Genomic DNA, 12,516 nt, shown 5'->3' on the forward strand with positions numbered 1-12,516 from the left:
GCGTGTCCGCTGCGTTCAGCTGAACTGCTCGGAGGGGGCGTTCGGACCGTCCACCGCCGGCTCGCAGCATCCGCCGGCTCTCTTGAGATGGATTCGTCCCTACTGTCCTCGTCATCGCATTTCATCTATGAACTTGTGGGAGAAAGTATACCCCCGCACTCGCCGGATGCAAGAAAAACTTTGACGGTCGAAGCGTTTATGCGGGAAATTCACATGGAGGGACTGGGATATCCGCCGCAGAACGCCTATCGAGCCGCGGGACGCATGGGCATTCGCTGACGTTTGGGGATCAGGCGACGATTCGCCGGGCCCGATGACGGATCGAATGATAGATTGGGGCTCATGACGATCATCGACGACAAGGCGGGAACGGGCATGGACGAAGAAGCGACGGACGGGACGGCGACGCGGGCGGCTCGAAGCCGCCGCTCATCCGTTCGCACGGCGCTCTCGGTCGTCCTATGGGCCGCGACCGCGTGCGTGGCCGCGATCATGGCGACCCGCTTCGCGCCTTCCGTCCTGAGCAACGGCCGGCTGATACCCGAGGCCGCCGCGTTCGTGCCCTGGCTGGCCATACCGAGCGCCATCATGCTCATCATCGCAGCGCTGAGCAGGCGCAAGGCGCTCTTCGCGGCAACCGCTCTGTGCCTCGCCTGCCAAATCGTCTGGCATGCGGGCTTCTTCCTGCCCGCGCCCCACATCGCCGACGAGGCGACGCGGCCCGTGCCCGAGCGGACCTCCGACGACGCCGTCATGCGCATCATGACCCTCAACACGAAGAACGGCAACGCCGACGCGGGCCAGATCGTCTCGATCGTCCGCGACCAGCGCGTCGAGGTGCTCGCCCTCCAGGAGGTCAGCGCCTCGCTCATCGAACGGCTCTCGGCGGCCGGCCTCGACGAGCTGCTGCCTACGCGCATCCTCGGCGCGGCGGGATCCGAAGACAACGGCGGCATCAACGTCATCTACGCGCTCGCGCCCGCGAGCGACGCGTCCGACAGCATCCTGCCCGTCACGGGATCCGCCGTGCCCGCCTGCACGATCGTCGCCGGGGGCCGTCCGGTGCGCCTCGTCAGCGCGCACCCCGCCTCTCCCAAGACGGGCGCGCGGGGCTTCTGGAACGAAAGCCTCGCCAACCTGGGCACGCTGCGCCGCTACGACGACGAATACCTGATCATGGGCGACTTCAACTCGACATGGGACCACTCGCGCTATCGCAAGATGCTCGGCGACGCCCTCGTGGACGCCTCGCAACAGGCAGGCGAGGGCTTCCACATGACCTACCCCTCCGAGCCGCACTACGCCATGGTGCCGGTGCCGCCCATGATCGAGATCGACCACATCGTCTACTCCAAGAACAGCGGCATGTCCGTAGGCGGCCTCGAAACCGTTAACGTGCAGGGCACGGATCATTTCGCGCTGCTCGGAACCTGGGTGGCGGGGTAGCCGAGGCGGGTGCCCCCGTCCATCCCGCCTCGCACGTCGTCCTCCTCAAATCGAATACGCTGCAAACGCGCCGAAAACATGTCGGATTGCTGACCGATCGCTCATGTCGGGGAAACGGTTGCCCCAGCTCGCATGCGCAAGTTCGCACGGGCAGTACACTCACCTACCACGAAAGCCCCGCAACCGCGACATGCGCCAAGGGGCTTGGCCCGTCTCAGCACCCCATCATGAAAGGAGGCGTTCATGCCGTATCGAGGCTTACTCTACTTCGTATCCCAAAGCGCCAGCTCCGATTACCGCACCGACCCGTACGCGACGGAACGCCGCTGCCTCCCCAACCGCACGCACGGCATCCGCTACGCGTCCGCGCCGAAACGCTCCACCTGCATCAGAACCTACGCGCCCTCCGAGGCGGTGCGCCCCGTATGCGCCCGCACCACCGCCGCCGCCCATCAGGCGAGCCGGAGCTTCGAGTGGCAGCGCGCGCTCAAGGCGGTGCTCGTCATGGCGGTCGTCGCCGTCCTGTCGGCGCTTCTCGGCATCTTCGCCGCGCGCGCCCTCACCGGCGCGATCGACGAAGGCGCGTTCCCCCTCATCGGGTCGGCAAGCGCCGCCACCTCCGCGAACGGCGCGAGCCTGAGCACGCCGCAGTCGTCGTGGGAGCAGGGAACCGTTCCCGTGCTGTATCAAGACGACCCGCAGTGGGCCGATCGCCCCTACGGATCCGGAACCATCGGAGACGCGGGCGCCGCGCCGATGTGCCTGGCCATGGTGCATATCGAAGCGACGGGCGACGTGGGCACCGGCCCCGTCGAAGTGGCGTCCTTCTCGCAGAGCAGCGGATACGCAAGCTCCGTCGACGCCACCGAGCTGCTCACCGAGGGCGCGGCCCAGCTGGGGCTCGCCTCGCGTGAAGTCGACGCGAACGAGCTGGCCATGCGCCGCGAGCTCGTGGGCGACCGGCCCATCATCGCCTCCGTGAAGGCGGGGTCGTTCGGCTCGTCGGCCACCTACATCGTGATCACCGGCATCGACGAGCACGGCACGCTCGCCGTGGTCGACCCGCTCAGCCGCGACCACACGAGCCGCCACTGGACCTTCGACGAGATCACCTCGCAGGCCGACGGCCTGTGGTCCTACACGCCCGCCGCGTAGGCCGCGACGTCTTAATCCGCCAAAGCGACCAAGGCGCGTCGTCCATGTCCTGCGTGGCGTGGACGACGCGCCATATGGTGAGCGCATCCGCGGAATACGAGCAGAACAACCGGTACGAGCCCACCCGACAGCTGCGGCGATCCTTGAAGACCAGCCGGTCGTCATCGAACGGCCTTCCAAGATCGGGCATGTCGCACAGCAGCTTTACGAGGCGGGCGAAGATGCCAGGCGATAAGCCGGCGAAAGCCCTTCGAAGCGGCCGGATCGCTTCACTGGCGGTTTTTGTGGGTAGCGAGGCCGCTTTTCCGTGCGCTAGCTGTGCCCCGGCATCTCGGTGCGCGAGCGGAATGCCCTCCGTGAAACATTTGCGCTCGCGGGCCGTCGTCCCGCGAGCTGCTTTCCGACGCCGCGATCGGTCGGCCCGAAACGGAGGCGCTATATGTGGCAAAACCGGGTTTTTGGCAGCCTCTGCGCTCCCTTCCGAAGTTCTTGCGGGCAAAACCCCAGGTCGCCGATTCTCACGACCGCGAAACAGCGCCTCCGATGGCCTCGAAGCTGCCAAAAACCCGGTTTTGCCACACATAGCGCCCCCTCGGTGTGCAACGATGGACGCGAAACCGGGATCGCATTCGGTGGGCGCAAAATGGCACCCATGGCGATTTCCGGGACTGATTTCGTCCCGGATTCACGTTCGCGGCGGAGAAAGGCCAGATGACGTTCGCAGCGTCGCCGGAAAAGAGGTCGGGAGCCCCTCGATTTTGCCATGGCTGCCGATTCGCGCCCAGAATCGACACATCTGCACATACTCGCAGGGGCATAAAATGGAAAGCGTACTTTACATTCTTGCTGCGCTCCCGTATACTGCATGGAAAGCTAGCTTTACCTATTCGCACCAGGGGAAGGAGCGCGCATGGAGAATCGCTTGGAGGAGATCCGCAAAGCGCGCGGCATCAAGCAGGAGGATCTCGCGCTCGAGCTGGGCGTGTCGCGCCAAACCATCAGCTCGCTCGAGAAGGGGCGCTACAACCCCTCCATCCTGCTCGCGTTCAAAATCGCCCATCGCTTCGACATGCAGATCGAAGACGTGTTCATCTACCAGGAGGAAGACCATGAATAAGAAGCCCGCCGTTCTCACGCTGTCCCTCGGCATCGCCTGCGCGCTCGCCGCCGCCGTGTTCGCTCTCGACATCGGGGGCGCGTCCGCCCTCCTGCCCATCGCCGGCAAGGCCGTGTGGGGCTTCGCCGGGTGCGCGGCGGCGCTCATCGTGTGCGGCGCGTTCGCGTTGGCCCACAAGCCCACGCGCACCGAGCTCATCGAACAGGGCGACGAGCGCAACGCCGCCATCAACGGCAAGGCCGCCTTGGGCGCGTTCGAAACGCTCAGCGTGCTCGTGCCCATCGCCGGGCTCGTGCTGTACGTCATCGGGGAGATGACCGTCGCCGCGATGCTCACGCTCATCGGCGTGGAGATCGTCGCCACGGTCGTGTACTTCGCGCTGATCGGGCGCTTCCAGAAAACCATGTAGGGCACGGCTCGGACGCGCCGCTCGGGGGCACGGGAGCGCAGGGGCCGCTAGCGGACGCTCACGAGCATGGTCTGGTACGCCACCCGCACGACGGCAGGATGCGCGGCCCGCTCGACCACCGCGCGCAGCGCTTCGTCCGGCAGCCGGTACGTGTTGTTGTTCTGCGAGATGTGCATGGCCACCACCTGCTCGAGCGCGCCGCTCAGCAGCCCCTCCAGCTCTTCGGCGGCCTGGACGTTCGACAGGTGCCCCACGTCGGAGCCCACGCGGCGCTTCACCGGGTAGGGATAGGGGCCGTGCTCGAGCATATCCACGTCATGGTTGCTCTCGAGCGCGAGGATGCGCACGCCGTGCAGCGCCTCGTCGGCCTCGCCCGTGACGATGCCCGTGTCGGTCATGAAGCCCACCGCGTCGCCGTCGCCTTCGATCCTGAACCCGCACGATGCCGCCGCGTCGTGCGACGTGCGGAACGCGTGCACCTGCAGGCCCGCCAGCGACAGCGCATCGCCCGCGCGGCACGCGCGCAGGTCGCACGCCCCCTCGAGCGCCCCGATCTCCTTGCTGGCCGCGCGCACGGCATCGTCCACGAACACCGCCGGCTCCACGCCCAGCTTGGCCAGCCCGCGCAGCACCACGCCGAGGCCCTTCGTGTGGTCGGTGTGGTCGTGCGTGACGAGGATGGCCTCAAGGTTCGCCGGATCGAAGCCGGCTTCGTCGCAGCGCGCGAGGAAATCGCGCTTGCAGATGCCGCAGTCCACAAGCACGCCTTTGCCCGTGACGACGTTCTCGATGACGGCCGCGTTGCCGCGGCTGCCGCTTGCCAGCACGTGCAGTGCAAGTCGATGGTTCATAGGGTCTCTTCTCGCTCTCTCGGTCGGCCCCCGATTGTACCCGAACGCGCGCCGAGCGCAAAATGTCCCCTATGGGGACCGCCCCCATCGGGGACATTTTGCCGCGCACGGGCGGAATTGCCGCCGATCGGGAATCGGCGGTTGGCCGCGCCGCCCGCATCGCCTACTATGGTTCCCCACATGAACATGCAGGTCGAACCAGGGGACGGGGTACGCATGGCATCGAAAGCCGCAGCATTCTTGAAACGCAAGGACATCGAGATCACCTTCCAGCGCTACGCCATCGACGCGCTGTCGGCCATGGCGCAGGGCTTGTTCGCGTCGCTGCTGATAGGCACCATCTTCACCACCGTCGGCGATCTGTCGGGCCTCGCGGCGTTCAACGAGATCGGCACGTTCGCCAAAAGCGTGGCGGGGCCGGCCATGGCCGTCGCCATCGGCTACGCGCTGCGCACCCCTCCCCTCGTGCTGTTCTCGTTGGCAGCCGTGGGCTATGCGGCCAACGACGTGGGCGGCGCCGGCGGGCCCTTGGCGGTGCTCGTCATCGCCATCGTCGCCTCCGAGCTGGGCAAGGCCGTGTCGAAAGAGACGAAGGTGGACATCATCGTCACGCCGGCCGTCGCCATCATGGGCGGTTGCGGGCTGGCGCTGATCGCGGCGCCGTGGATCGGAGAGCTGGCCTCGTCGGTGGGCGGGTTCATCATGTGGGCCACCGAGCTGCAGCCCTTCTTCATGGGCGTCATCGTATCGGTGGTCATCGGCATCGCGCTCACGCTGCCCATCTCGTCGGCGGCCATCTGCGCGGCGCTCGGGCTGACGGGGCTCGCGGGCGGGGCGGCGCTGGCCGGCTGCTGCGCCCAGATGGTGGGCTTCGCCGTGCTGAGCTTCCGCGAGAACCGCTGGGGAGGCCTGCTGTCCCAGGGGCTGGGGACGTCCATGCTGCAGATGGGCAACATCGTGAAGAAGCCGCTCGTCTGGGTGCCGGCCATCGTGGCCTCGGCCATCACCGGCCCGCTTGCCACCTGCGTGTTCCAGCTCAGCCAGAACGGCCCCGCCGTAGCCTCGGGCATGGGCACCTGCGGACTCGTGGGCCCCATCGGCGTGTACACCGGCTGGATCGCGGGCATGGAGGCCGGAGCGGCCGCGCCGGGCGTCTTCGACTGGGTCGGCCTCGTGCTGGTCTGCTTCGTGCTTCCCGCGCTCATCGCCTGGGCCGTCGGCGCGCTCATGCGCAAGGCCGGCCTCATCGTCGAGGGCGACCTGAAGCTGGAAGCGTAGGGCGCGCGGACGCGGGCGACCGCGCGGCGGGCGACGACGTCCGCGCGGCGATCTCCGCGCAGGGGCCGCAGCGTCCACACGCCGCAGCCCCCGACGCCGTTACAGCTCTTCGACGATGCCGGTGACGAGGCGGGCGAAGTCGGCCTCGCGCGTCTTCGCCACGTCGAGCACTTCGAGGCCGGTAGGGCTCGCGCCCTCGATGCCGCAGCCCATGTTCGACACGAGCGAGATGCCCAGCACGCGCATCCCCACGTGCCGCGCGGCGATGACCTCCTCGCACACGCTCATGGCCACCGTGTCGGCGCCCCACGAGCGGAACATGCGGATCTCGGCCGGCGTCTCGAAGCTGGGGCCGAGCGCCCCGAGGTACACGCCCTCCCGCACGCGCACGCCCCGCTCGGCGGCCACGTCGTGCGCGATGGCGCGCAGCTCGGGGTCGAACGCGCCCGCCATGGAGAAGAAGCGGTCGGACAGGTTCGCCGGGTCGGGCGCGGCGATGGGGTTGCGCCCCGTGAAGTTGATCTGGTCGGCCATGATGCAGAAGTCGCCCACCTCGTAATTCGGGTTGAGCGCGCCCGCCGCGTTCGTGGTGATGAGCGTGCGCACGCCGAGGCGATCCATGAGCCACACGGGGTACGCCACCTCCTGCGCGCTGTTGCCCTCGTAGGCGTGCAGGCGGCCCTGCATGGCCAGCACGCACTTCCCGCCCAGCGTGCCGCAGACGAAGCGGCCCACGTGGCCTTCGGCCGTGCTCGTCTTCATGCGCGGCACCTCCACGTAGGGGATGCTCACCGCGTCGGCTATCTCGTTCGCCAACGGGTTGAGGCCCGATCCCAGCACGAGGCCGATCTTCGGCTCGCGACCTTCCAGCCGCTGCCGCAGCACGTAGGCCGACAGGGTCAGGTTGTCGTCAAGAACGTTCCGCTCCAGCATGAGGCTCCTCCTCGTTCGCGATTTGGCCCCATTATAGCCGACTGCGGCCGCGCCGCTTCCGCCGAAGACGCCTCGGAAGCGACGTGGAGCGCGTAAGGATGCATCGAGGGCCCGCCGGGGGCCTGCGGCTCGTAAAAAGCGCGCCTTCAACACGCGAATCGGCTCGCGGCAAGCGATTTTTTCGTTTTGCGAACGTTCGGGGCTCGATCGCGCCACGCCGAAAGCTTCCGGCGCCCGTCAAGAAAGAACATCCGGAACGCGCAGCGTCATGACCTGGGATTTCGAGAATCGCTTGCAGAGCGCGCCGCGCAACGGCGCCCCTCGGCGTTCGCAAAACGAAAAAATCGCATGGAATTCGGAGATTCCCCTGTCGAAACGCGCGCACGGCCGGCCAACGAAGCCGCGAGCGGCCCGCCGACTACGCGCTGGGCTTGCGCCCCGTGAGGACGCGGGGGCGTTGGGCGAGATCGGAGACGATGCGCACGTCGTTGAAGCCGGCGTCCTCGGCAAGGCGCGCGGCCTCGTCGAGGCACGTCTCGTGCAGCTCGAAAGCGAACGCGCCGCCCTCCTTGAGGGCGCGTCGGCAGAACGGCAGCAGGCGGCGCAGCACGTCGAGACCGTCGGCGCCACCGTCGAGCGCGAGCGCGGGCTCGAACGCGGCCACCTCGCGCGGGATGCCGTCCATGACGGCCGTGGGCACGTACGGCGGGTTGGACACGACGAGGTCGAACGCGCCCAGGAGTGCGTCGTCGATGCCCTCCCCCAGATCACACGCGAGCACGTCGACGCGCTCGGACAGCCCGAGGGCCGCGACGTTATCGCGCGCGAGCGCGACGGCCTCGGGTGCGATGTCGGTGGCCACCACGCTCGCGAGCGGATGCTCGTAGGCCACGGAGCAGGCGATGCAGCCGGACCCGGTGCAGAGGTCGGCCACGAGGAGCTCGGAGGGCTCGGGAGGCTCGGACACAGCGGGCGATTCGACGGACTCGGAAGGGTCGTCGGCGCGCACGTCGGCGTATGAGACGTTATCCCCGTCCCTTTGACTCATCGAATCGGCGGCCACCCGCCTCGGCGCGGCGGGCAGCAGGGCCAAGGCCTCGCTGACGAGGACCTCGGTCTCGGGGCGCGGGATAAGCACGCCGGGACGCACCTGCACGGTGATGTGCCGGAAACCCACCTCGCCGGTGATGTACTGCAGCGGCTCGCCCTTGCCGCGGCGCGTGACGTAGGCGCGCAGCACGTCGCGTTCCTCCATCGACAAAGGCTGCTCGAAGTTCGCGTACAGCTCGATGCGCCGCAGGCCGGTGGCCTCGGACAGCAGCCACTGCGCGGACAGGCGCGGGTTCTCGTCGCCCTTGCGCTCGAGGTAGCCCACCGTCCAATCGAGGGCGGCCTGAATGGTCCAGATGTCGTTCGCCACGTGCGGTTCCGCCGGCTAGACGGCCTGCTCGAGCTTCTGCGCGCGGTCGGCCGCCTGCAGCGCGGTGATCACGTCGCCCAGGCCGTCGCCCAGCAGCACGCCGTTGTACGTGCCGTTGTAGCCGATGCGGTGGTCGGTCACGCGGTCCTGCGGGCCGTTGTACGTGCGGATCTTCTCGCTGCGGTCGCCCGAGCCGATCTGCGCGAGGCGCTTGGCGCCCTCGGCGGCCTGCTGCTCGGCCAGCATCTTCTCGTACAGGCGCGCGCGCAGCACGACCATGGCCGCGATCTTGTTCTGCAGCTGCGACTTCTGGTCCTGCGACTGCACCACCAGACCGCTCGGCAGGTGCGTGATGCGCACGGCCGAGTCGGTGGTGTTCACGCACTGGCCGCCCGGGCCGCCGGCGCGGTACACGTCGATGCGCAGGTCGTTGTCGTTGATGTCGATCTCCACCTCGTCGGCTTCGGGCAGCACGGCCACCGTCGCCGTGGACGTGTGGATGCGGCCCTGGCTCTCGGTCTTCGGGACGCGCTGCACGCGATGGACGCCGCTCTCGAACTTCATGACCGAGTACACGTGGTCGCCCTTGACCTTGAACTGGACTTCCTTGAAGCCGCCGGCCTCGGAGGGCGACATGTCCATCGTCTCGGTCTTCCAGCCCTGCGCCGCCGCGAACCGCTCGTACATCTTGTACAGGTCGCCCGCGAAGATGGCCGCCTCGTCGCCGCCTGCGGCCGCGCGGATCTCCACGATGATGTCCTTGTCATCGGCCGGGTCGGCCGGGATGAGCATGAACTTGATGTCCTCTTCGAGCGCCGGCAGCTGCCCTTCGATCTCGGCGATCTCCTCCTGGGCGAACTCGCGCATGTCGGAGTCGGCCAGCATCTCGCGTGCGGCGGCCAGGTCGTCGGCGGCCTGCACGTACTCGCGCGCCTTCTTGGCGAGCGGTCCCTGGTTGGCGTACTCCTTGGCCAGGCGGTTGTACTCCTTCTGATCGGCGAGAACGGCCGGATCGCCCATCTTCGCCTGCACGTCCTCGTAGGCTTCGATGATCTTGAGCAGCTTCTCGCGCATATCGGTATCTTGCATCCTGTGCTGTCCTTCGTGACGTGGTTGTCGAACGCGCCCCCGCGCGCGGAGAGCGCCCGCCCCGAGCATGCGGAGCGAGCGCTCGTGCTGTTAACCGGTTTATGATAGCAGATCGGCGCGCATTGCGCACCTCCTCCTAGATCGCCAGGAACTCGGCGGCCTCCTCGGAGCAGACGGCGCCGTCGGACACGGCGGTCACTACCTGGTGCAGGAACTTCGTGCGCACGTCGCCGGCCGCGTACACGCCGGGCACCTCGGTCGTGCACGATTCGTCGGCCACGATGTAGCCCGTCTCGTCGAGCTGCAGCGCGCCGCCCAGAAACTCGGTGTTCGGCTCGGTGCCCACGGCCACGAACAGGCCGTCCACGGCCACGTCGCGCTCCTCGCCCGTCTCGAGCATCTCGAGGCGCACGCCGGCCAGCTTGCCTTCGTCGGCCACGAGTTTGCGGGGCACGGCGTTCCAGACGAACTCGACGTTCGGCAGGTCCTCGAGGCGCTTGTGGTAGATGGCGGTGGCGCGCAGCTTGTCGCGACGGTGCACGAGGTACACCTTCTTGCAGATGCGCGACAGGTAGATGGCATCGCCGGCGGCCGTGTTGCCGCCGCCCACCACCATGACCTCCTTGTCGCGGAAGAAGTTGCCGTCGCACGTGGCGCAGTACGACACGCCGCGGCCCTGCAGGTCCTCCTCGAGCTCGAGCCCCAGCTTGCGCGGGCGCGCGCCCGTGGCGATGATCACGCTCTTGGCGCGGTACTCGTTGAACGCCGTCGTCAGCACCTTCGGGTTCTGGGTGAAGTCCACCGACACCACCTCTTCGCCCACGTTGTTCACGCCGAAGCGATCGGCCTGCTGCTTCATGGCGAAGGCCAGCTCGAAGCCGTTGGCGCCCTCGGGGAAGCCCGGGTAGTTCTCCATGTGCTCGGTCTGGGCCAGCTGCCCGCCCGGCGCGATGCGCTCGAACAGCACGGCGTTCAGACCGGCGCGCGCGGCGTAGAGCCCCGCCGTGAGCCCGGCCGGGCCGGCGCCGATGACGGCGACGTCGATGACGTCGTCGGTCGTTGCCGTCTTGCACGCGGCGGACGTTTCGTTTCTCACGGTTTCCTCGGTCATGCATGCCTCCTGGTTCGCGGGTAATCGTGTTTTCTGAGTGCCAGTATAAGGTACGTCGCTTAAATGTCACAAACTTGGCACCAATATGCGCTAAAACAGCAGGAATGGGCAGGGGCCGGCAACGCGTGCGTGACGGATTCGCACGTCCGCCCCCGCATCCGCGGCCCCCGCACTACCATGGATGCGATCGCTAGCGAAAGGACCGGGCAATGCATCACACGAACACCGCTCACACCGACGAGGCTCCCTCGACCGAAGGGGGCGCCGCCCCCACGCGCACCCTGTACCTGGCCGGGGGATGCTTCTGGGGGCTCGAAGCCTACCTGAAGCGGCTGCCGGGCGTGCGCGGCACCGTGGTGGGATACGCGAACGGCTCCACCGAGAACCCCAGCTACCACGACGTATGCCGCTGGAACACGGGGCACGCCGAGACCGTGGCCGTGACCTACGACCCGCGCGTCCTTCCCACCGACGTGCTGCTCGACGCGTTCTTCGAGGCCATCGACCCGACGACGCTCGACCGCCAGGGCAATGACCGCGGCACGCAGTACCGGTCGGGCATCTACTGGACCGACGAAGCCGACCTGCCCGCCATCGAGGCGTCGCTGCTGCGCCAGCAGGCGCGCTACACGAGCCCCATCGTCACCGAGGTCGAACCGCTCGACGGCTTCTACCCCGCCGAAGAGTACCACCAGAACTACCTCGACAAGAATCCGGGCGGCTACTGCCACATCAACGTCCGCGACGCCGACGCGTTCGCCGAGCGCATGGGGCTCGTGGAGGGCCGGCCGTGCGTCCAGGTGGACGGGCTGTGCGAGCCGAGCGCCCCGCACGAAGACGCCCCGACGCGCCTCGTGGAGCGCGAGGACATCCCCACGCCTTCGGTGTCGATGCGCGCGGACCGCCCGCACGGCGGAAGCGACGACGCGGATGCCCCGGCCAGCGGCGGCGCCGATGTGGACGCGCTGATCCGGGAAGCCGGCTACGCCGCCCCCTCCGACGACGAGCTGCGCCGCTCCTTGACGGCCGACCAGTATCGCGTGACGCGGATGAACGCCACCGAGCCGCCGTTTCGAAACGTCTACGACCGCACGTTCGATCCCGGCATCTACGTGGACGTGACCAGCGGCGAGCCGCTGTTCGCCTCGGCGGACAAGTTCGACGCGGGATGCGGCTGGCCCGCGTTCTCGCGCCCCATCGCGCGCGACGTGGTCACCGAGCACCTCGACCGCTCCTTGGGCACCTACCGCACGGAAGTCCGCAGCCGCGCAGGCGACGCGCACCTCGGCCACGTGTTCACCGACGGTCCCGCCGAGGCGGGCGGCCTGCGCTACTGTATCAATAGCGCGGCCCTGCGCTTCGTGCCGTACTCCCACATGGACGAGGAGGGCTACGGCTACCTCAAGCCGCTCGTCGAGCAGGAGCTCTCCCGCGCTCGCTGAGCGCGATTGCGGGGCACGGCATGCGGAGTGCGGGGGTCGCCAGCGGCAGCTGCGATCCCATCGGCGAAACCTGGCAAGTTCGAGCCGATATGCGAGCGATTTCGGGGCGGGCATATCCCCCAAACGTCCTAACGTTTGCATATCCCCAGGTCGCGCACTCGATTCGCTTCGCTATCCTCGCGTAAGGATAGCCATATCGTCCCGAACTTGCCGGATTTTGCGGCGGCACCGTCATGGCGGCGCCGTCGTGGCGCGTCGTCGCACC

12 protein-coding genes are annotated in these 12,516 nt (G+C 67.9%); 6 read left to right on the top strand and 6 right to left on the bottom strand.

Going from position 1 to position 12,516, the window contains the following annotated elements; translation table 11 throughout:
- Window positions 1-342: 342 nt before the first annotated feature.
- The gene (locus tag C1A15_RS11925) at window positions 343-1,446 is read left to right on the top strand and encodes an endonuclease/exonuclease/phosphatase family protein (protein WP_245865012.1); all 1,104 of its coding nucleotides are present in this window, start codon (window positions 343-345) and stop codon (window positions 1,444-1,446) included.
- Window positions 1,447-1,689: 243 nt separating this feature from the next.
- Window positions 1,690-2,601: a cysteine peptidase family C39 domain-containing protein gene (locus tag C1A15_RS11930; RefSeq protein WP_101722780.1), complete on the top strand. Its 912-nt coding sequence runs from the start codon at window positions 1,690-1,692 to the stop codon at window positions 2,599-2,601.
- Here C1A15_RS11930 and C1A15_RS17420 read toward each other — a convergent pair.
- A complete protein-coding gene (locus C1A15_RS17420) occupies window positions 2,555-3,184 on the bottom strand; it encodes a type II toxin-antitoxin system RelE/ParE family toxin (protein ID WP_101722781.1) in 630 nt (209 codons plus the stop codon). The genes C1A15_RS11930 and C1A15_RS17420 overlap by 47 nt on opposite strands.
- A gap of 327 nt (window positions 3,185-3,511) precedes the next feature.
- Here C1A15_RS17420 and C1A15_RS11940 point away from each other — a divergent pair, with 327 nt between their 5' ends.
- Entirely contained in the window at window positions 3,512-3,718 is a 207-nt protein-coding gene (locus C1A15_RS11940) for a helix-turn-helix transcriptional regulator (protein ID WP_101722782.1), read from the top strand.
- On the top strand, window positions 3,711-4,127 hold the full coding sequence (locus tag C1A15_RS11945; protein ID WP_101722783.1) for a hypothetical protein: 417 nt from the start codon (window positions 3,711-3,713) through the stop codon (window positions 4,125-4,127). Before C1A15_RS11940 ends, C1A15_RS11945 begins: the two co-directional genes overlap by 8 nt.
- A gap of 47 nt (window positions 4,128-4,174) precedes the next feature.
- On the opposite strand, the gene C1A15_RS11950 is transcribed toward C1A15_RS11945, so the two are convergent.
- Window positions 4,175-4,978 (bottom strand): MBL fold metallo-hydrolase, encoded by an 804-nt coding sequence (locus C1A15_RS11950; RefSeq protein WP_101722784.1) that lies wholly within the window; start codon window positions 4,976-4,978, stop codon window positions 4,175-4,177.
- A 216-nt stretch (window positions 4,979-5,194) separates the two neighbouring features.
- On the opposite strand from C1A15_RS11950, the gene C1A15_RS11955 reads away from it, so the two are divergent.
- Complete coding sequence (locus C1A15_RS11955) at window positions 5,195-6,256, top strand: PTS sugar transporter subunit IIC (RefSeq protein WP_101722785.1); 1,062 nt, start codon at window positions 5,195-5,197, stop codon at window positions 6,254-6,256.
- Window positions 6,257-6,355: 99 nt separating this feature from the next.
- Here C1A15_RS11955 and C1A15_RS11960 read toward each other — a convergent pair whose 3' ends face one another.
- The 4 genes from C1A15_RS11960 to trxB form a co-directional block, all read right to left on the bottom strand.
- A complete protein-coding gene (locus C1A15_RS11960; RefSeq protein WP_101722786.1) occupies window positions 6,356-7,189 on the bottom strand; it encodes a purine-nucleoside phosphorylase in 834 nt (277 codons plus the stop codon).
- 418 nt (window positions 7,190-7,607) lie between these two features.
- Window positions 7,608-8,609 carry a N5-glutamine methyltransferase family protein gene (locus tag C1A15_RS11965; protein ID WP_101722787.1) on the bottom strand — a complete coding sequence of 334 codons (1,002 nt, stop codon included), beginning with the start codon at window positions 8,607-8,609 and terminating at the stop codon, window positions 7,608-7,610.
- Between the two features lie 15 nt (window positions 8,610-8,624).
- Window positions 8,625-9,698, bottom strand: a complete 1,074-nt coding sequence (gene prfA / locus C1A15_RS11970) for a peptide chain release factor 1 (RefSeq protein WP_219618194.1) — start codon at window positions 9,696-9,698, stop codon at window positions 8,625-8,627.
- A gap of 136 nt (window positions 9,699-9,834) precedes the next feature.
- The gene (gene trxB / locus C1A15_RS11975) at window positions 9,835-10,809 is read right to left on the bottom strand and encodes a thioredoxin-disulfide reductase (RefSeq protein ID WP_101722788.1); all 975 of its coding nucleotides are present in this window, start codon (window positions 10,807-10,809) and stop codon (window positions 9,835-9,837) included.
- A 209-nt stretch (window positions 10,810-11,018) separates the two neighbouring features.
- On the opposite strand from trxB, the gene msrA reads away from it, so the two are divergent.
- A complete protein-coding gene (gene msrA / locus C1A15_RS11980) occupies window positions 11,019-12,251 on the top strand; it encodes a peptide-methionine (S)-S-oxide reductase MsrA (protein WP_245865013.1) in 1,233 nt (410 codons plus the stop codon).
- Window positions 12,252-12,516 lie beyond the last annotated feature (265 nt).

The sequence above is a fragment of the Eggerthella timonensis genome (assembly GCF_900184265.1).
In the GTDB taxonomy this organism is placed as follows: Bacteria; Actinomycetota; Coriobacteriia; order Coriobacteriales; family Eggerthellaceae; genus Eggerthella; species Eggerthella timonensis.